This window comes from Staphylococcus nepalensis, from assembly GCF_002442935.1.
Lineage (GTDB): Bacteria > Bacillota > Bacilli > Staphylococcales > Staphylococcaceae > Staphylococcus > Staphylococcus nepalensis.
The window spans coordinates 1,636,625-1,655,609 of sequence record NZ_CP017466.1 but is presented as its reverse complement, the minus strand read 5'-3'; the positions used below and the strand labels follow the sequence as shown (position 1 = coordinate 1,655,609).

Sequence of the window (18,985 nt, the reverse complement as noted above, 5' to 3'; positions counted from 1 at the left end):
ATGCACTATCTTGGATGTTGAACTTAAATGCTAAGTGTTTACTGCAATGTTTATATTCTTGTTGGTCTTATTAATGGGGATTCCTTTTTGTTAATAAATTAAACATGGGATATACGATTTAATAACGCTACTATTTTAATAATGTTTACGATTTTTCTATATCAATGTTAGGGTTAGAACCCTTGAGAGGCTTATTAGAAGTAGCTTTAAAGTAAATACCAAAAACAACTAATCCAATTAAATTAATAAATATTAAATAAAATGCTGGAGCTAAAGCGCCATTTTTTAAATTGCCTAGTATTGATAAAATAAATGGCGTAATCCCACCGAATATAGCTGTTCCAAGATTGTATATAATAGACAGGAATTTCATTCGTACATTTGTATGCGTGATTGCAGGCAATGTAGAGGGCATAACACCATTAAAAACAGATAACATGATTGCAAGTAGCATTATACCTAAGAAAATGACAAAGATATGGTGGCCGGTGTCCATAAGAAGAAATGCGGGTATTGAAAAACAAACGAAACTAGAGAGCCCAAATGTAAGCACTTTTTTATTATCAAATTTATCGCTCAATACACCAAACATAAAAATAAATGGCAGCATCAATATTAATGCTATTGCATTGAGAATCGTAGAATATTGAGCATCTATGCCGATGTTACTTTTTAAAAAGGAAGGTAAATAGGTTAAGAACATAAAATTATTTACATTTAAAAATATAACCCCTATAGCCATTAAGGCAGCTTCTTTTTTATAATCTTTAAAAGCTTTTAAAATGTTATTTTCTGAGTCCTCTGTTTTATTTTTAAACGATGGTGTTTCATCTAATTTAAATCTTAAATAAACGACTACAAGGCCAAATGGCGCTGCTAGTAAAAATGGAATTCTCCAACCCCATGTCTCTATTTGATTTGTAGTTAAAAAATATAAAAGTGTAGCTACGGTAATTGCGGCTAAAGCATTTCCTATCATAGTCCCCATTTCAAGTCCACTCGTAAGTCGTCCCCTTTTTTTATCTGGAGAACTTTCAACAATATAGGTCATAGCGCCACTATATTCGCCCCCTGTAGAAAAGGATTGAGCCATCCTTACCACTAATAGGAGTATAGGGGCCCATATCCCTATCTGATCCGAAGTAGGTAGTAAACCTAGGGCTAATGTAGAGGCAGACATAATCGTAATTGTAATGGTTAACACTACTTTTCTGCCTTGTTTATCCCCAATGTATCCAAAGACGAGTGAACCGATTGGGCGCATTAAGAAAGCAATAGCAAATGTTCCAAAAGTAAAAAGTAATTGATTTTGGCTTGCCACATCTCCAAAAAAGTTATGGCTAATATAAGTTGCCAATTGCGCATATAATGCGAAATCAAACCATTCAATTGCGTTCCCCATAGATGTTACAACTACTTTTTTTCTTACTTCTGAAGTTTTGACTGAGTTTTGAGCATTTTCCATGGTTCTCCTCCTTTTGCAAATTAAAGTAGTAGTGTTAATATATCGTTTTCGAAAAGTCAATTTATCCGTTTATTAAAAATTAATTAAGTTTTATAAATAATGGATGTTATTAATCGTAAAACCGTCACTAAGTACAGCTGGAATATCATTAAAATTAAAATCAAAGTTTTGTTCGGGTACGTCATAACTAATATATTTAATTAGATAGTGAATTGTAGCTTTCATCATAGACATTGTGACAAATTCTCCAGCACAACGATGTCCAAAATCATAATTACCTCCACCTTGCGGTATAAAATTAAATGGTGTTTGTTTCCAATTAATGAATCTTTCTGGTAGGAACGTTTCTGGTTGAGACCAGTCTTTTGGATGTCTGTTTGTTCCATATAAATCCAAAAGCGTTAGCGTGTCTTTTTTTAATTTAAAGCCTTCGTATTCAAAATCTTTTTGTACTCTCGCTACTGCGAAAGGGAAAAACGGATAATATCTTCTTGTTTCTTGTAAGAACATTTCTATATATTGATTACCCCCATTTTGTAATTGCTTTGCTGCTTCAGGAAATTGATGCATCCCTATCCCTATATTAGCCACCCAAACAGACACAGCTACCATAGGTCTTAATAAGTTTAAAATTTCAACAGCGACTACTTTTTCAAGTAGTTCGTTATTTATATCCAAGTGCCAAGTAAATTGATATAAAGCACTGTTTTTACATGGGTTTAAACGAGCTAATCTAGTGTCATGAATTATATCTTTTATCTATGTTTCTGCATTTGTTCGCGCCCTTCTACTTTTCCAATGTTGTAATCCGACAGATGCCGCGTTTTCGAATAATTCAGATAATTGTTCGGCCCTTTTATCGATTTCATTTTCTTTTAAAGGGATTCCTGTCCATTCACAAGCTGTTTGTAAAAAAACTTTTTTTGAAGCTTCATACATATTAATGTTTTCTGATTCTGAAATATGATTAAAATATTTTTTCCAGTGTTTATGAATTGAGGTGCTTATTTCCTGCATCGCGTTATCGTTCATTAATCGCATAAACATATTTTTTCTTTGGCGATGCGCTGCTCCATCGAGACATTGAACGCCACCTTGCCCAAAAAGTGTTTTCTGGATTCTGATAGGCGCAGCATCATTTCTTTTGAATAAGTGGCTGTCATAAAATAGTTCTGCACCTTTACTTCCACTTAGGCAATATACTTTTTCGCCTACAATTTTGTTTCAAATATATTTGTATTTAGTCTTTCGCTTCTATTAATTATAAAATAGTAACCTTCATTTAATAAACTTAAAGTGTGATCTAAACCGTGCTCTTTAGGTATCTCTTTCATTCTATATCCCCTTTCCACATCTGTTATTACCTTATATGTAAATTTAAAACAGCGACACACGGCAATATAAATTTTTTATCATTTTAATTTAGAAAATCTATTTCGTTAATTTTTTTAAATGTTTAATGACATAATGCTTGGGAATAAAAGTAAAAAAGTGAATTTCAGAATTTTTTAAATTCATTACGAAAAAAATAAATGGTTTACTCACTCATCCTTAGTTTAAGTAGAAATTTAGTTTGTTTAAATCTAGGTTTCACATTATTCACTTTTGATTAAAACTTTATAAATACACGAGGTGGTATCAATGGCTTTTGAAACGAACGATTATCAAAAAATGAACAGTATGCCGTATGTTGGTGAACAAGCGCCTCATTTTAACGCGAATTCGACTCAAGGAAATATATCTTTAGACGATTATAAGGGTAAATGGTTTATTCTATTTGCACATCCTTCTGATTTTGACCCGGTTTCTACTTCAGAATTTGTAGCTTTACAAGTTGCTTCTTCAAAATTAAGAGAACTGAACGTTGAAGTTGTGGGTATTAGCGTAGATAATATAACTTCACATGTAGCGTGGTTAAATAGTATAGAAGAAACTTTCGATACACAAATAGAATTTCCTTTAATCGCTGATTTAAATAAACAAATATCAACAGACTACGGCATGTTATCTAAAGAAAGTAACGGTTCAGAAACTTCAAGAGTTATTTTTATTATTGATGAAGATTCTGTGGTACGTTCAGTTATAGATTATCCGGCTACTATAGGCCGTAATATAAATGAAATACTACGTGTAATCAAAGCTTTAAAAACAACAGATAAAACAGAACATGTTACACCTGCAAATTGGGAAACAGGAGATAAAATATTAGCTCCCTCTCCAAGTATTATTAAGGATGCTAAAAACCGAATGGAGAACCCAGATTACGAGTGCAAGAATTGGTATTATTGTGAAAAGGATAGTGACGATCATTCAAAAAGTATTTATAATGCTTTTTTACAAGATAAGTAATTTAAGTGTCTAACGTATAAATTTCAAAATTCAGCCCCCAAAAGGTTTCTAATTAAAGAAATTTTGGGGGCACGTTTTATGCCAATATTTTGTAGCAATTTGCTTTCTTGTCATGAACATGGATTGAGGCTGTAATCTTAAGAGAGATGCTATTTTGCAGATGTATGGTAATCAATACTATAATTACATGTTATGCTCATAAATGTTCACTACAAAATAAGACATTGTCTTATTTTAATTGGGTTTATTTGCTTAAGTATTTTCTTTTCCATGATTGCACAGCAATTAAAGATGCTATCAAAGTAGCGATTACCAACACTAATGTAAAAGGCCAAAACCAGATGGATACGATGCCATCTTCTATAGCTAAGCCAATTTTAGAAAATAAAGTAAAAGTAAAAATCATAGTGCTTACTAAACAAATTGAAACCGGTGTTGCATATTTCCACGGCGTAAGATCTACCCTAGACTTATTTATAAAAACAAAGGGTTGTTTTAGTGGTTTGAATCTGCCCATAACTAATAAAAATATAATTTCTGCTAGGAAAAGCGCGCCTTGAATATGAATGAAATTAATGGGAAGCGTCACATTAAGAAAAGTTGGCATCCCCCACATCAAAAAATAATAAATAAATACATGAGAGATTATAACTATTTTAGCCCCAATAGCAGGGACGCGTTTAGAAAATATACCGATTAACACAATTGCAATAATTGGTATATTAAAGAAACCTGTAAATTCTCTAATTACTGTCCATAAACCATCAGGTGCATAAATTAAAAGTGGAGATATAAAGAATGTAATCAATGATAAAGTAATACCGAACCATTGGCTAACCCTTATCATTTGTTGATCATTAGCTTTTTTGTTAAAAATAACTTTGTAAATGTCATAAGTAAACATAGTGGCAGCACTGTTTAATAGTGAATTAAAACTCGAAAATACTGCACCTAGTAATACTGCTAAAAAGAATCCATTTAAAAATTTAGGAAAAACATCATTAATTAATGTTGGATACGCCAAGTCCATGGTTTTTAAATTAGAACCGTATAAATGAAATGCAATAACGCCAGGCACCATCATTAAAAATGGAACTAAAATTTTCAAAAAACCAGTAAATAAAGCGCCTTTCTGACCTTCAGCAAGATTTTTAGCCCCTAACGTTCGCTGAATGACATATTGATTTGTACCCCAATAAAATAGGTTTGCAAATATCATACCCGTGAAAATGGTTCCAAAAGGGACGCCGTCTTCTTTCGAGCCAATCGAATTTAATTTTTCTGGATGGTCTGTAATGACCGTCTTTATACCAACTAAGAAATCCCCGCTTCCTAACGTGATGAATCCTAATATAGGCACGATTAACCCAACGATAAGTAAGCCAATGCCATTAATCGTGTCGGAAATAGCAACTGCACGTAAGCCGCCAAAAATTGCATACATAGATCCTATTATTCCTATTACCCAAACGGATAACCACATAGATTGTTCAAAGGTGATACCTAACATAGAAGGTATATCAAAAAATTGTAATACAGCGATAGCACCCGAATATAAAATAGAAGGTATCGTCACTAGACCATAACCAAGCATAAATAGCATCACAACAAGCAGTCTTGTGCCTTGGTCAAAACGATCGTTTAAAAATTCTGGAAGTGTAGTAAACGCTCCTTTCAAATAGCGTGGTAAAAGTATAAGTGATAAAATAATAACTGAAAAACCTGCTGTCACTTCCCACGCCATATTAGTTAAATTAGCGTTATATGCTTGTCCATTCAGCCCAATTAATTGCTCAGCAGATAAATTTGTAAGTACTAATGAACCAGCTATAAAACTGCCTGTTAACGTTCTACCTGCCAAAAAATAACCAGTAGAATCATTAACTTTATTTTTTGTTTTGTAATAAGCATACCAAGCAACTAATGCCATAAACCCAGCGCAAGAAAAAAGCGTAAATAGCGTTCCACTCATAAAATCCCCCTTTTTAATATATAAATGCCATATCGTTATTTATATATTCACCATTTGCCTTTCTTTATAACATAATTATATTTTAACCAGTCTCTTTTTAAGGATTTGCTTTATATATTCTATGTTGTTAGTTATTTGGTTTTACATTTTCAAGAAAAAGATAAATGGATTGGAGCATCTCACTTGAATCAAATGCACATATAAGTCCCACTCACTCAATCAATTGAGAAGCGGGACTTTATGTTTTGATTCAAGTTGTCTATAGCCAATATGACATTTAAAGATAAAACTTGGTTTTTGTCGCAAACGCTGCACGCTATTTTATCAGTCTAAAGTCTTGGTTGTACACTTGGTTTGAAATTGTTTATTACTGACAGTTTTCTACATAAATATCTATAGCTTCTTTAATCAATTGGGCAGTGCCTTTGCCGAATTGGTCGATATTTTTAGTGAATCTCGCATCAGCCACGTACATATCCCCTAAACTTTTAAATACTTCCAATGTATAATTATAGTCGATATTTGAATTTAAATAGTTGTACCATTTTTGTACATTTGCTTGTACTTCTTTTGATCCTGGCGATTGTGTTCTAAGTTCTGAAAACTTTTTAAAAATTTGGTTCATTGCTTCCGATTTAGCATTTTTTTCTTTGACTGACCAAGAATTAATACGATTATTAGCTTTATCTACAATTTTCTCGCCCCATTTTTCACGTGCTTCTTTATCATATTTCGTTTTATTAAAGTCAAAGCCTTTAAATTTCTCTTCATTTGTCATTGATAATTCTCCTTTCAGATGTAGTAATGTTTGATCAATCGTTTGTATCATTTGGTCAATACCATTTCTTTTTTCTATTAGCATTTTTTTATGCATTTTTAACGCTGCTTGCTGATCAAATGATGGATTATCGAGCATTGTTTTAATCTTTTTTAAAGGAAAATCAAGTTCTCTGAAAAACAAGATTTGTTGTAGCTTATCTTAAATCGCCCTCAGAATATAATCTATAACCTGATTCAGATATGCTTGTAGGATTTAATAAGTTAATACTGTCGTAGTAATGTAATGTACGCACACTAATACCAACTAAATCGGCCAGCCCTTTAACTGTCATTTCCATTTACTTAACCTCCTCATAGCTTAACTATAATGTCTTACGTAACGTTAAGGTCAATACGAAATGCTTTCTTTTTATTCATTAGCATTCTCAATAATAAATAGTAAAACGCGAGATAGAAATCTTAGTTTTAAAAGGCTTCTATCTCGCGAGATTCATAAGCGGTTAACATTTGAACCGAAAAAAGGATATAATTCCAAACGTTAATTCGATCACTTATCGTTAATATATACTTAAAGCTGAGATAACAATTGGTACCCCAGCTTTTTACAAATTATCTACTTTTATATTCTTCTGTATCGTTTTCTGGCGTAATACCACGTTTACGCATTTCTTTTATCGCTTTCTTTTCACGACGTTTGCGCCTAAAGTCACGTGTAAAGTACCATATTAAAAAGCTCATAATTAAACTTAACACTGCCATAAACGCAGCAAAACCTAACAACGGTTCATATGTAATATTTTCAAAATTAGGTATTAAAAATGCAGCAATAGCCAAGACAATAAATGTTAAAATTGCTGCCGAAAACCATTTGTTCAAAACAAGCGTACAGAATAATGTAACCACTACAACAGCTACTACAGAAATCCACAAAAAATTAGGCAAATCAAAAATCGTCATTTATAGCGCTCCTCATATCATTCGACATATATTGTCATCATAACAATCTAATTATACTAAAAGAAAACCTATTTATATTCAGTCCTGAGTAGTATAACTTTATATTAAAATATTGGCATAGTCACGTCAATTGTCAATGTTTTAAATACGGTTACATTCATTAACATACTTCCGGTTTGTTTATAAACTAACAATTGTATTTTCTAAGGTGCTTTCATGTATAATTAATATTAAATTAAGTGTATATGAAGAGGAGTGATTAAATGGCTGAAATACTACCATTTAGAAATGAAGTCCCTTCTGAAAAGACCTGGGACATTACAGCTTTATTTAATTCAGATGAAGCTTTTTATCAAACTTTAAACGAAACGATTACATTAGCGAAAAACTTTAATGAAACCTATGTATATCGTTTAAATCAACCTGACACAATTGAGGAAGCGTTAGACGCCTATTCAAACATACTTATCCAATTAGATAGAATGGCTAATTACGCTGAATTGAGATTAAGTGTAGATACAACGAACGAACAAGCACAATCGTTAAGTTCTAAATTTTCAAATTCTTACGGCAAAATTGCTAGTGAATTATCTTTTGTAGAGTCAGAAATATTAATACTTTCTGATGATGTTTTAAATGATTATATTGCAACATCAAAATATCCACATTTTTTACAAAAATTAAAAGAGAAAAAAGCTTATCAACTTAGCCCAGAAGTCGAAAAGACATTAGCCAGTTTATCACCTGTATTTGAACGTCCTTTTGAATTATATGGTATCACTAAAATGCTAGATATTGACTTCGAGTCGTTTGAACATAATGGTCATACATATCCATTAGATTACGCCACGTTTGAGAATGAATATGAAGATCATCCCAATGAAGCATTCCGAAGAATTAGCTTTAAAAAATTTAGCGATGCGTTGAATAAGTATCAACATACCACTGCTGCTACCTATAATATGCAAGTCCAACAAGAAAAAATAGAAGCAGATTTACGTGGTTATGATTCTGTCATAGATTATTTATTGCAAGATCAAGAAGTAACTAGAGATATGTTTGATCGTCAAATTGATGTGATTATGAGTGATTTAGCACCTATCATGCAAAAATATGCGAAATTAATTAAACGTGTTCACGGATTAGAGGTCATGCATTTTGAAGATTTAAAAGTATCTATAGACCCTGATTATGAGCCAGATATTTCAATTGAAGATTCTAAAGAATATATTTATGGTGCATTAAATGTGTTAGGTAAAGATTATTTAAAAATGGTTGAAACAGCTTATCAAGATAGATGGATAGATTTTGCGCAAAATAAAGGTAAAGATACTGGCGCTTATTGTGCAAGCCCATATACTACACATTCATATGTATTTATTTCATGGACTGGTAAAATGACCGAAACATTTGTTTTAGCGCATGAATTAGGACACGCTGGGCATTTTACATTAGCGCAAAGCCATCAAAATTATTTAGAGTCAGAACCATCAATGTATTTTGTAGAAGCACCTTCAACTATGAACGAAATGTTGATGGCTAACTATCTATTCAAAAATAGTAATGACGCTAAATTTAAACGATGGGTTATTGGTTCTATTGTCTCTAGAACATATTATCATAATATGGTAACACATTTATTAGAAGCTGCGTATCAACGTGAAGTGTATAAAAAAGTGGATGACGGCGAATCATTAACTGCTCCATTGCTAAACCAAATTATGTTAGACGTTTATTCACAATTCTTTGGAGATAGTGTTAAATTTACTAAAGGTGCAGAATTAACATGGATGAGACAGCCGCATTACTATATGGGATTATATTCATATACTTATTCAGCAGGCTTAACGATTGGTACAGTCATGTCACAACGTATCCAAAATGAAGGTCAACCTGCCGTTGATGATTGGCTAAATACATTGAAGGCTGGTGGAAGTACATCACCTGTAGAATTAGCTCAAATAGCTGGCATTGACATAACCACTGATCAGCCATTAAAAGCTACAATTGGCTATATAGGTAAGCTAGTTGACGACTTGGAACAACTGACGGATGAGATAGAATTTGAATAGCAACTGTTAATATATGTAAAAGATACAGTATATACAAAAAGCACAATGACGATTTTAAGTGTGGGTTTCCAAACAAAGTATTGGAACTTACTTAATCCGTGCCATTGTGCTTTTTTGTTTAATCGTATGATTCATAGCGTTTGCCTGTTATAAAATAAAAAATACTCTCTGCTATATTACTGATGTGGTCACCGATACGCTCTAAATGTCTGGCAGCTAAATGAGCTTGTCCTGCGACAAAAGGGTCGTTGTCTATTAAATACGTTGTATTAACGATGTGTTTGTACAAATCATCAATGTCTTTATCTCTTTCAATGATTTCTTTAATCAACGTAACGTCATCCTTTTTGATTGCATCATCGAGGTCTTTGAGCATAAGTAATGCAAGTTTGCCCATTGTATTTAATCTTGTCAGTACAAACTGATCGATAATCTTAGCACGTAGCCTAATTTCTGCAATGTTAGCTGCATTATCACCAATACGTTCAAAATCAGAAGCGATTTTTAAAGCTGCCATCATCAATCTTAAATCAGTCGCAATAGGTTGTTGTTTCGTAATCAACATGATGACTTTTTCATTTATGTCGGTTTCTAATGCGTTAATATTTTTGTCATTAGCTATAGTTTGTCGTGCATAGTTTCTATCTTCTTCGCTTAACGACTTTAATCCATATTCGATATTATAATATACACGGAGGCCAAGTCGACGTAAATCCTTAATCAATGCCTCTAATTGACCTTCGTATTTTTGCCTAATCGCCATATATTGATTACCCGAAGCGTCCAGAGATATAATCTTCAGTTTGTTTATCAGAAGGATTAGAGAAGATTTTATCAGTGTCGTCATATTCATTTACATAACCGTTAAGGAAGAATGCTGTTTTGTCAGAAACACGTGCTGCTTGTTGCATATTGTGTGTAACAATAATAATTGAATATTTTTCTTTGAGCTCTTGTACGAGTTCTTCTACTTTTAAAGTTGAAATTGGATCTAACGCAGAAGTTGGCTCATCCATTAATATTACATCAGGTTCGATGGCTAAAGTACGTGCTATACAAACACGTTGTTGTTGCCCTCCTGATAAACTATAAGCATTCGTATCTAACCGATCTTTTAATTCATCCCATATTGCCGCGCCGCGTAAAGATTTTTCTACGATTTCATCAAGTACTTTTTTGTTTTTAATACCGTGTATTTTTGGTCCGTAAGTGATATTATCATAGATTGATTTTGGAAAAGGATTTGGTTGTTGGAATACCATGCCGACATTCGTTCTCAATTTTTCAACTGAATATTTATCGTCAAAGATGTTTTGATCACGGTAGATAATTTTACCTGCTGTTTTAACAGAGGGTACGAGTTCGACCATCCTATTTAATGTTTTAATATAAGTTGATTTACCACAACCTGACGGGCCAATAATAGCAGTTACATTATTTTCTAAGATATCCAGGTTAATATTTTTTAAAGCATGATTATCGCCATACCATAAATCTAAATTTTTAGTAGAATAAATAATTTTTTTCTCCCTATCAGGTGTTTTATTAGCTTTTAGCTCTGTATCTAGTGTTGTAATAGGTGTTGCATTTTGAGCTGCATGTGTTTCTAATTCTGATTTTTCTTTTTTAATTGTTTCTTTAGCCATAATTAAAAACTCCTTTTATTGACTATTTATAAATTAAATATGATTAATCTTTCCCCAAAAATAGTCATTACCTTTAAATTGAATTTTGAAATAACTTTAATATTTTTTGCTGTATTTATTTCTTAAGAAAATTGCAATTGCATTCATTAATAATAGAATAACAAGTAGGACAATAATACCGGCAGATGCCACATTTTGGAATTCATCTTGAGGTAATTTAGCCCAATTATAGATTGCCATTGGTAGCGCTTGGAATTGGTCGAAAACACTGGATGGTAAGCTTAATAATACAGTTGGTATACCAATTAATATTAGTGGTGCTGTTTCACCTAATGCGCGTGATAATGCCAAAATAAAACCTGTTAAAATACCAGGAATTGCTGCTGGTAAAACGACTCTACGAATCGTTTGCCATTTATTTCCACCTAAACCATATGAGGCTTCTCTAACTGCACTCGGTACAGACCTAATTGCTTCTTGGCTCGCAACGATAATAACAGGCAATATAAGCAGTGACATGGTTAAGGCTGCTGCTAATACAGAATTACTTAAAGCAAGCGCCTCAATCCCCATGCCCCTAACGAATATTGTTAGTCCTAATAAACCAAATACGACAGAAGGCACACCAGCTAAATTTGAAATACATACTTTAATGAAACTAGTTAAAGCGTTATCTTTAGCATATTCTTCTAAATAAATTGCTGTGCCAACGCCTAAAATAATTGAAATAGGAATAATTGTAACCATTAACCATATCGTCCCTATTAATGCACCTTTTATGCCAGCCATTGATGGCGTAGAAGAGGAAAAGCTAGTGAAAAATGAAGGTGTTAAATGACCAGCACCTTTAATTAAAGTATCTATAAGTAACGCAGCTAAAAATAGTAAACCAATCATCGTACATGCGAAAAATGCCCATTTATTTAATTTATTTGTAGTTAATCGACTAGAAAGTTTCTTTTCAATTGTCTGTTGATTAACAAGTGTTTTCGTTTTTGTCTCAGCCATTTTAATACTCCTCTCTAAAGCGTTTCGTGATCCATTGTGAGATTAAGTTCATCACGAGGGTGAATAGGAATAAAGTAAAACCAACAGCGTAGATACTGTAATAAATATCTGAGCCGAATGTAGCATCGCCTGTAGCAACTTGTACGATATATCCAGTCATTGTTTGAATTGAACCGGTTAAATCTAATGAAGAAGTCGGTGTACTACCTGCGGCTAGTGATACAATCATTGTTTCACCTATTGCACGAGAAATGGCTAAGACAATAGATGCCATAATACCTGAAGTTGCTGCTGGTAAGACTACTTTTATTGCAACTTCAAACTTTGTTGCGCCTAAACCAAGTGCGCCTTCTCTCATTTTGTTTGGAACAGATGACATCGCATCCTCACTCATACTAAAAATTAAAGGGATAATCATAACACCGACTACAATCCCAGGGCTGACAGAGTTGAAACTGCCTAATTCAGGGAAGATACTTCTTAGTACAGGTGTAACAAATGTAAGTGCAAAGAAACCAAATACAATTGTTGGAATTCCTGATAAGATTTCTAAAATAGGTTTGATTATTTTTCTAACCCTAGTAGATGCATATTCACTTAGATATAATGCTGCGCCTAAACCGATTGGTACCGCAACAAATGTGGCAATAGCCGTAATTTTAAGTGTGCCTAAGATTAATGCCCATATCCCATATTGTGGCGTTGAAGAGAATGGGTTCCAATCTTTAGTAAATAAAAATTCAGTTATAGGTACGCGTGTAAAAAATGTTATTGTTTCAGTTAATAATGTGACAATAATACCAACTGTCGCTAATATTGAAAAAATAGCGATGATGCCTAAAATGATTGGCACAATTTTATCGCTAATCCCTTTTTTCTTAGCGTTATTTTGAGCAATCATTTCACTAACAGAGATTTTCTGATTAGTCATTTTAATACCCTTCTTTCTTATAGACTCCCAATATTAAAACAAAGGTTAGGATTGTTCTTCATCTTAAACATCAGGGGCATTTCACTAGATGGTTAAATATGATGAATTGAACTTGAAGGTGAGTGACAAAATGATGCAGTTGCTATCACTTTGTCCCCCACTTTCTGAATCCCAACCTTAAAAATTATTAATAAGTTTATTCTTCTTTTTTGTCGCTATCTTTACCAATAATGTCGTTTAACTTGCTTTCTTGATCTTTGTAATCTTTATCAGGTAATGCAACAAATCCTGCACTCTCAGCTGATTTACCTTTATCTTCAATTATAAATTTCATGAAGTCTTGGAATCCTTTATTATCTTTTAATTTTTTCTCGTTTGTGTAGATGTAAAGTGGTCTACTTAATGCATATGAGCCATCTTGGATTGTTTTCTTAGTTGGCTCAGTAAGATTATCGTCTTCATCTTTGATTTTAACTTCTTTTAGTTTGTCTTTATTTTGTGTATAGAAATTATAACCAAAGTAACCGATACCTTCGTTGTTTTTCTCCACAGATTGAACGATCACGTTTGTATCAGCATTTTTCTCAGCTTTAATATCTCCTTTATCCATAATTTCTTCGCTAAAGAAATCATATGTTCCGTGAGACTGGTCAGGAGAAAATGCTTTAATTTCTTTGTCTGGCCACTCTGAGTTTACATCTTCCCAAGTTTTAGCTTCACCAGAGTAAATGTCTTTTAATTGTTCTTTAGTCAGTTCGTCTACAAAGTCATTTTCTTTATTGACTGCGATTGTTACGCCATCTTGCGCAATTTTGAATTCATCATATTTAATACCTTTGTCGTCTAATTTTTTCTTTTCTTCATCTTTTATAGGTCTAGACGCATTTGAGAAATCAGTGTTACCTGCTATGAATTTTTCAAATCCGCCGCCAGTTCCTGAAGTACCGTTTGAAACTGTAACATCTGAATTATCTTTTGCGAACTTTTCATTTAATTTTTCAATGATTGGACCTACTGTTGATGAACCGTCGCCTTTGACTTCTCCGCCTTCTTCGCCTGAACCGCTATTTCCACCGCCACAAGCACCTAATAAAAGTGAAGCACCAACTACTGTAGTACCAAATAATTGCCATTTTTTCATTGAAACATCCTCCTAATAAATAACCCAAAAGTTATATGTATTTATTACACTGCTAATACTACAGGTTGTTTGTTAAATACAAGTGGATTTAGTGTAAAAGTTATGTTAAGAATTTATTGACTTCATTTACAAAATTCACATACCCTTTTATGATCAATAGTGCTTTTCCTATAAACATTAATACAACTGCATTCTTGCATGTGATAAATTAATTAGAATTCGTAATATGAAAAAATCCCATATAACACAAATATTTGTGTTATATGGGAAGATATAAAAAGTGCTCAAATATTATTTTTTAACTATAGAGAAAACTCGTCTTCGACTCTGCTCCATCCTTTTTTAGTTAATGCTATTTTACCAGTTTCAATTGTAATAATTTGATTTTTATATAAATGGCCAATGGCGCGTTTAAATGCAGCTTTACTCATGTTAAATACTTCTTTTATTGCTTCAGGGCTTGATTTATCCCAAAACGGCAGCTCTCCTTCATATTCAACTAATAGGTTAAAGATGTGTTGGCCATCTTCGTCAAGTCTCTCGTGTGCGAGTGGTAAAAATGATCCATTAAGTTCACCTTTTTCATTATGACCAATGATTCGGACTTCTACGTTTTCACCCAAACGTGGTTCTGATTTACGTTCAGATTCGTGTACGAATATTTTGTAGCCATCTTTTGAAAGTAAAAAACTCCCAATTCTTAATACTCTATATGGTCGAGCTTCAATCACTTTATTTTGCATTTCATCGTTGTATACGGGTGTGTACATTGATTCTACAATCGTTTCTGTTGCTAAACGTGCGAACATATTATTTTCACTGTCAATACGCAACGTTACTAACACCTCGTCATCTTGAATGGGCCATACATCTTTTACTTTTGGCAGGTCAATCCAAGGTATTAATACTTCTCTAGGCAAACCGACATCAACATGTGCACCATCGCGATCTGTTTTTAATACTTTTACAAAGTCATATTTACTAGTGGTAATATCAGGCATATTTTGTGTAGCAAATAATGCCCCTGATCTATTTGGATAAATAAAGAAACTATATTCTTCGCCTACGATTAATTCATCTTCTTCATTCACTTCGGAGTGATTGAGTTTAACTTCTTCTTTATTCGGTCCTTGTAACTTGTAAGTAGATCCTTCTAATCCAATAACTTCAAGAAACTCTATGGAACCTACAATATTTTTCTCGTCTTGGGCCATACTGTTCTCCTTCGTACTTAAATTTATTCTTATTTATTATAACATGGTATAAAGAAACAAGCATCATCACATTGAGAATGGTCGAAACTCCTGGATAATTGTGTTATAATTTGTCCGTTAGATTATCGAAAAAGGAGCAAATGCATGTTACAAGTTACTGATGTGAGTTTACGATTTGGCGATCGTAAACTATTCGAAGATGTAAATATTAAATTTACAGAAGGCAATTGTTATGGTTTGATTGGAGCGAACGGTTCTGGGAAATCAACGTTTCTAAAAATTTTATCTGGTGAATTGGATGCGCAATCTGGTCATGTTTCTATGGGGAAAAATGAACGTTTAGCAATTTTAAAACAGGATCACTTTGCATACGAAAATGAACGTGTTATTGATGTGGTAATTAAAGGTTATGAACGTTTATACGAAGTTATGAAAGAAAAAGATGAAATTTATATGAAACCAGATTTCAGTGATGAAGACGGAATTAGAGCAGCGGAATTAGAAGGCGAATTTGCTGAAATGGATGGTTGGAACGCTGAAGCAGACGCGGGCTCCCTGCTATCTGGTTTAGGCGTCTCTGCAGATTTACAAGATAAAAAGATGTCTGAATTAGAAAACAATCAAAAAGTAAAAGTCCTTTTGGCCCAAAGTTTATTTGGTAAGCCAGACGTCCTTCTACTTGATGAGCCTACAAACGGTTTAGATATTCCAGCTATTAGTTGGTTAGAAGATTTCTTAATCAACTTTGAAAATACAGTTATCGTAGTATCACACGATAGACACTTCTTAAATAATGTGTGTACGCATATTGCTGACTTAGATTATGGAAAAATAAAAGTTTACGTTGGTAACTATGATTTTTGGTATCAATCAAGTCAATTAGCTATGAGAATGGCTCAAGAACAAAACAAGAAAAAAGAAGAAAAAATTAAAGAATTGCAAGATTTCGTTGCTCGTTTCTCTGCGAACGCATCTAAATCTAAACAAGCAACAAGTCGTAAAAAACAATTAGAAAAAATTGAACTAGATGATATTCAACCTTCCTCACGTCGTTATCCATACGTAAAATTTACGCCGGAACGTGAAATTGGTAATGATTTATTGTTTGTTGAGAATGTATCGAAAACAATTGACGGTGTAAAAGTGTTAGATAACATTTCATTTACAATGTACCCTAATGATAAAGCCGTATTAATTGGTGATAGTGAATTTGCTAAAACAACGTTGCTTAAAATCTTAGCTGGTGAAATGGAACCAGATGAAGGTACAGTTAAATGGGGAGTGACGACTTCACGTAGTTATTTCCCTAAAGATAATTCTGAATACTTCGAAGGTGTAGACATGAATCTTGTTGACTGGTTACGTCAATATGCGCCTGAAGACGAACAAACTGAAACATTCCTACGTGGCTTTTTAGGACGCATGTTATTTAGCGGTGAAGAAGTTAAGAAAAAAGCGAGTGTTTTATCAGGTGGCGAAAAAGTGCGCTGCATGTTAAGTAAAATGATGTTATCAAGTGCTAACGTGTTATTGCTCGATGAGCCTACTAACCACTTAGACTTAGAAAGTATTACAGCGGTAAATGATGGTTTGAAAAATTTCAAAGGTTCTATGATATTCACATCTTATGACTTTGAGTTTATCAATACAATTGCTAACCGTGTGATTGACTTAAACCCTGCTGGTGGATTGTCTAAAGAAATCTCATATGAAGCTTATCTACAAGAAACAGGCGTTTTAAGTAAATAATAAATAGCGTTTATAAAGATTAGAGGCTGAGATATCTATTGATATTTCAGCCTATTTAATATCATATTGGCAATAGCTATTTGAATTGAACTTGTAAAGCGTCAACGCTTCAGAGAGCTACGACTTCATTCAATTTATGAAGATGATTAGACATTATAAGCCTTCTTTTGAATTTACTAACACTTATACATAGTCCTTACTTCAAGTAATTGACTTAAACCTAATAGTGCTTATGCAATATCCTTGTTTTTTGTATTTTTACTATCCATTTTAACGAGAGCGCCAATAAACGCTGCTTGGAAAAACGCAAACACCCTCCCCTTTTATGTTTTATGATGCAAGATAAGCTTCTATGCTCAGGCTGATTACTATGAATAAGTTATTTTGAATTATATAATTCAAAATAACTATACAATGATGGAGGTATTTATAAATGGAACAGTTAAATATGCTTGATGGGCAAATTATTCCTCAAATAGGTTTCGGTACATATAAACTGAACGGTATGCAAGGCGCGCATGCGATTGTAAGTGCGTTAGACCAAGGTTACCGTTTATTAGATACAGCATATAATTATGAAAATGAAGGCACTGTTGGTAAGGCTATTGAAATGAGTAATGTACCGCGAGATCAAATCATTATAACTTCCAAATTACCAGGTCGTTATCAAGATTATGATGCTTCGCTTACTGCAATACAGGAGTCAATATACCGTTTGGGCGTCGAGTATTTGGATTTATATTTAATCCATTGGCCAAATCCGAAACAAGGTAAATATATTGAAGCTTGGCAAGCTATGATTGATGCCCAAAAAGCTGGTTTAGTCAAATCAATTGGTGTCTGTAACTTTTTACCTGAACATATTGAAACACTAGAAAAGGAAACTGGCGTTTTACCAGTCATAAATCAAATTGAGTTACATCCTTATTTCAATCAACGAGAAATGGTTAAGTATAATGCATCAAAAGGCATTGTCACTCAAGCGTGGAGTCCGTTGGGCCGTGCGTCGAATGTTATCAATGATGAAAAGATTACCGAAATTGCTGATAAACATAATAAAACTATACCTCAGGTTATATTAAAATGGCATATACAAAACGGCGTGGTCCCTATTCCAAAATCTACCTCGGTAGCCAGACAATTTCAAAATATTGATATTTTTGATTTTTATTTAGATAGCGATGATTTAGAGAAAATAGATACGCTTACGCGAGAAGATGGTAGACGTAAAGACCAAGATCCTGCTGTATATGAGGAATTTTAAGTTTTTGCTTAATCTTTATATTATTAACGTATAAAAACTTCATATTAAAAAATAGATACATTTACACTTATAAAGTAAAACGTGTGTAAAATAGTTTAATTTTTCAGTAAATTATAAAAACTTTGTAAAAGCGGTTTACAGTACATATAACCGTATGTATAATATGAGTCATAAACAAAAATTAAATAAGTTTTGATGAGGCGCATCAATCATTAGTAAATTTTAGAAGAACCTGTCTGCTAGCAGCTAATTTTGAAAGGGTGAGATGCCGAAACAGTTATAATAGCAGCTTATAACAAGTTGGACTTTATGGTTAAGAGCTAAGAGTCTGTCATTATTTTAAAATAATGGAGTGCATCACTTGTATATAAATTATAGAACAGGTTCGCATTCCGGACTTGTTCTTTTTTATATCATTGTGATTCTCCCCTATTAAA

At 33.1% G+C, this 18,985-nt stretch carries 16 protein-coding genes, 1 pseudogene and 1 riboswitch; of the genes and pseudogenes, 4 read left to right on the top strand and 13 right to left on the bottom strand.

The window, feature by feature from the left end:
- Positions 1-145: 145 nt before the first annotated feature.
- The 4 genes from BJG89_RS07845 to BJG89_RS14940 form a co-directional block, all read right to left on the bottom strand.
- A complete protein-coding gene (locus BJG89_RS07845) occupies positions 146-1,465 on the bottom strand; it encodes an MFS transporter (RefSeq protein ID WP_096809809.1) in 1,320 nt (439 codons plus the stop codon).
- Positions 1,466-1,555: 90 nt separating this feature from the next.
- Positions 1,556-2,143 carry a cytochrome P450 gene (locus BJG89_RS07840; protein WP_096809807.1) on the bottom strand — a complete coding sequence of 196 codons (588 nt, stop codon included), beginning with the start codon at positions 2,141-2,143 and terminating at the stop codon, positions 1,556-1,558.
- An 81-nt stretch (positions 2,144-2,224) separates the two neighbouring features.
- Positions 2,225-2,506: a cytochrome P450 family protein gene (locus tag BJG89_RS07835; protein WP_096823806.1), complete on the bottom strand. Its 282-nt coding sequence runs from the start codon at positions 2,504-2,506 to the stop codon at positions 2,225-2,227.
- A 170-nt stretch (positions 2,507-2,676) separates the two neighbouring features.
- Complete coding sequence (locus BJG89_RS14940) at positions 2,677-2,799, bottom strand: hypothetical protein (RefSeq protein WP_257790582.1); 123 nt, start codon at positions 2,797-2,799, stop codon at positions 2,677-2,679.
- Positions 2,800-3,106: 307 nt separating this feature from the next.
- On the opposite strand from BJG89_RS14940, the gene BJG89_RS07830 reads away from it, so the two are divergent.
- Positions 3,107-3,814: a peroxiredoxin gene (locus tag BJG89_RS07830; RefSeq protein WP_096809803.1), complete on the top strand. Its 708-nt coding sequence runs from the start codon at positions 3,107-3,109 to the stop codon at positions 3,812-3,814.
- Between the two features lie 244 nt (positions 3,815-4,058).
- Here the strand turns inward: BJG89_RS07830 and BJG89_RS07825 are convergent, their stop codons facing one another.
- The 3 genes and pseudogenes from BJG89_RS07825 to BJG89_RS07815 form a co-directional block, all read right to left on the bottom strand.
- Positions 4,059-5,786, bottom strand: a complete 1,728-nt coding sequence (locus BJG89_RS07825) for a solute:sodium symporter family transporter (RefSeq protein ID WP_096809801.1) — start codon at positions 5,784-5,786, stop codon at positions 4,059-4,061.
- 367 nt (positions 5,787-6,153) lie between these two features.
- Positions 6,154-6,904 (bottom strand): annotated as a pseudogene (locus BJG89_RS07820) (MerR family transcriptional regulator).
- Between the two features lie 271 nt (positions 6,905-7,175).
- Positions 7,176-7,523: a hypothetical protein gene (locus BJG89_RS07815; protein ID WP_096809799.1), complete on the bottom strand. Its 348-nt coding sequence runs from the start codon at positions 7,521-7,523 to the stop codon at positions 7,176-7,178.
- Positions 7,524-7,786: 263 nt separating this feature from the next.
- Here BJG89_RS07815 and pepF point away from each other — a divergent pair, with 263 nt between their 5' ends.
- The gene (gene pepF / locus BJG89_RS07810) at positions 7,787-9,595 is read left to right on the top strand and encodes an oligoendopeptidase F (protein ID WP_096809798.1); all 1,809 of its coding nucleotides are present in this window, start codon (positions 7,787-7,789) and stop codon (positions 9,593-9,595) included.
- A gap of 118 nt (positions 9,596-9,713) precedes the next feature.
- Here the strand turns inward: pepF and phoU are convergent, their stop codons facing one another.
- The 6 genes from phoU to BJG89_RS07780 form a co-directional block, all read right to left on the bottom strand.
- Entirely contained in the window at positions 9,714-10,358 is a 645-nt protein-coding gene (gene phoU, locus BJG89_RS07805; protein ID WP_096809797.1) for a phosphate signaling complex protein PhoU, read from the bottom strand.
- 7 nt (positions 10,359-10,365) lie between these two features.
- Complete coding sequence (pstB, locus tag BJG89_RS07800; protein WP_096809796.1) at positions 10,366-11,241, bottom strand: phosphate ABC transporter ATP-binding protein PstB; 876 nt, start codon at positions 11,239-11,241, stop codon at positions 10,366-10,368.
- A 96-nt stretch (positions 11,242-11,337) separates the two neighbouring features.
- Positions 11,338-12,249: a phosphate ABC transporter permease PstA gene (gene pstA / locus BJG89_RS07795; protein ID WP_096809795.1), complete on the bottom strand. Its 912-nt coding sequence runs from the start codon at positions 12,247-12,249 to the stop codon at positions 11,338-11,340.
- A gap of 1 nt (position 12,250) precedes the next feature.
- Positions 12,251-13,180: a phosphate ABC transporter permease subunit PstC gene (gene pstC, locus BJG89_RS07790; RefSeq protein ID WP_096809794.1), complete on the bottom strand. Its 930-nt coding sequence runs from the start codon at positions 13,178-13,180 to the stop codon at positions 12,251-12,253.
- Between the two features lie 196 nt (positions 13,181-13,376).
- Positions 13,377-14,321, bottom strand: a complete 945-nt coding sequence (locus BJG89_RS07785) for a PstS family phosphate ABC transporter substrate-binding protein (protein WP_096809793.1) — start codon at positions 14,319-14,321, stop codon at positions 13,377-13,379.
- Between the two features lie 302 nt (positions 14,322-14,623).
- Positions 14,624-15,535: a CvfB family protein gene (locus BJG89_RS07780; protein WP_096809792.1), complete on the bottom strand. Its 912-nt coding sequence runs from the start codon at positions 15,533-15,535 to the stop codon at positions 14,624-14,626.
- 144 nt (positions 15,536-15,679) lie between these two features.
- Here BJG89_RS07780 and BJG89_RS07775 point away from each other — a divergent pair, with 144 nt between their 5' ends.
- Together BJG89_RS07775 and BJG89_RS07770 are read left to right on the top strand one after the other, a co-directional pair.
- Entirely contained in the window at positions 15,680-17,284 is a 1,605-nt protein-coding gene (locus tag BJG89_RS07775) for an ABC-F family ATP-binding cassette domain-containing protein (RefSeq protein WP_096809791.1), read from the top strand.
- Between the two features lie 433 nt (positions 17,285-17,717).
- Positions 17,718-18,548, top strand: a complete 831-nt coding sequence (locus BJG89_RS07770) for an aldo/keto reductase (RefSeq protein WP_096809790.1) — start codon at positions 17,718-17,720, stop codon at positions 18,546-18,548.
- 187 nt (positions 18,549-18,735) lie between these two features.
- A riboswitch (Lysine riboswitch) is annotated at positions 18,736-18,914 on the top strand.
- Positions 18,915-18,985 lie beyond the last annotated feature (71 nt).

What these genes read in the sequence shown, in the direction of transcription:
- BJG89_RS07815 (WP_096809799.1), bottom strand. Translation starts at nt 7,523, where the DNA reads ATGACGATTTTTGATTTGCCTAATTTTTTGTGGATTTCTGTAGTAGCT.
- BJG89_RS07780 (WP_096809792.1), bottom strand. Translation starts at nt 15,535, where the DNA reads ATGGCCCAAGACGAGAAAAATATTGTAGGTTCCATAGAGTTTCTTGAA.
- BJG89_RS07785 (WP_096809793.1), bottom strand. Translation starts at nt 14,321, where the DNA reads ATGAAAAAATGGCAATTATTTGGTACTACAGTAGTTGGTGCTTCACTT.
- BJG89_RS07825 (WP_096809801.1), bottom strand. Translation starts at nt 5,786, where the DNA reads ATGAGTGGAACGCTATTTACGCTTTTTTCTTGCGCTGGGTTTATGGCA.
- BJG89_RS14940 (WP_257790582.1), bottom strand. Translation starts at nt 2,799, where the DNA reads ATGAAAGAGATACCTAAAGAGCACGGTTTAGATCACACTTTAAGTTTA.
- pstB (WP_096809796.1), bottom strand. Translation starts at nt 11,241, where the DNA reads ATGGCTAAAGAAACAATTAAAAAAGAAAAATCAGAATTAGAAACACAT.
- BJG89_RS07845 (WP_096809809.1), bottom strand. Translation starts at nt 1,465, where the DNA reads ATGGAAAATGCTCAAAACTCAGTCAAAACTTCAGAAGTAAGAAAAAAA.
- BJG89_RS07835 (WP_096823806.1), bottom strand. Translation starts at nt 2,506, where the DNA reads ATGCGATTAATGAACGATAACGCGATGCAGGAAATAAGCACCTCAATT.
- pstC (WP_096809794.1), bottom strand. Translation starts at nt 13,180, where the DNA reads ATGACTAATCAGAAAATCTCTGTTAGTGAAATGATTGCTCAAAATAAC.
- BJG89_RS07775 (WP_096809791.1), top strand. Translation starts at nt 15,680, where the DNA reads ATGTTACAAGTTACTGATGTGAGTTTACGATTTGGCGATCGTAAACTA.
- pepF (WP_096809798.1), top strand. Translation starts at nt 7,787, where the DNA reads ATGGCTGAAATACTACCATTTAGAAATGAAGTCCCTTCTGAAAAGACC.
- pstA (WP_096809795.1), bottom strand. Translation starts at nt 12,249, where the DNA reads ATGGCTGAGACAAAAACGAAAACACTTGTTAATCAACAGACAATTGAA.
- BJG89_RS07830 (WP_096809803.1), top strand. Translation starts at nt 3,107, where the DNA reads ATGGCTTTTGAAACGAACGATTATCAAAAAATGAACAGTATGCCGTAT.
- BJG89_RS07770 (WP_096809790.1), top strand. Translation starts at nt 17,718, where the DNA reads ATGGAACAGTTAAATATGCTTGATGGGCAAATTATTCCTCAAATAGGT.
- phoU (WP_096809797.1), bottom strand. Translation starts at nt 10,358, where the DNA reads ATGGCGATTAGGCAAAAATACGAAGGTCAATTAGAGGCATTGATTAAG.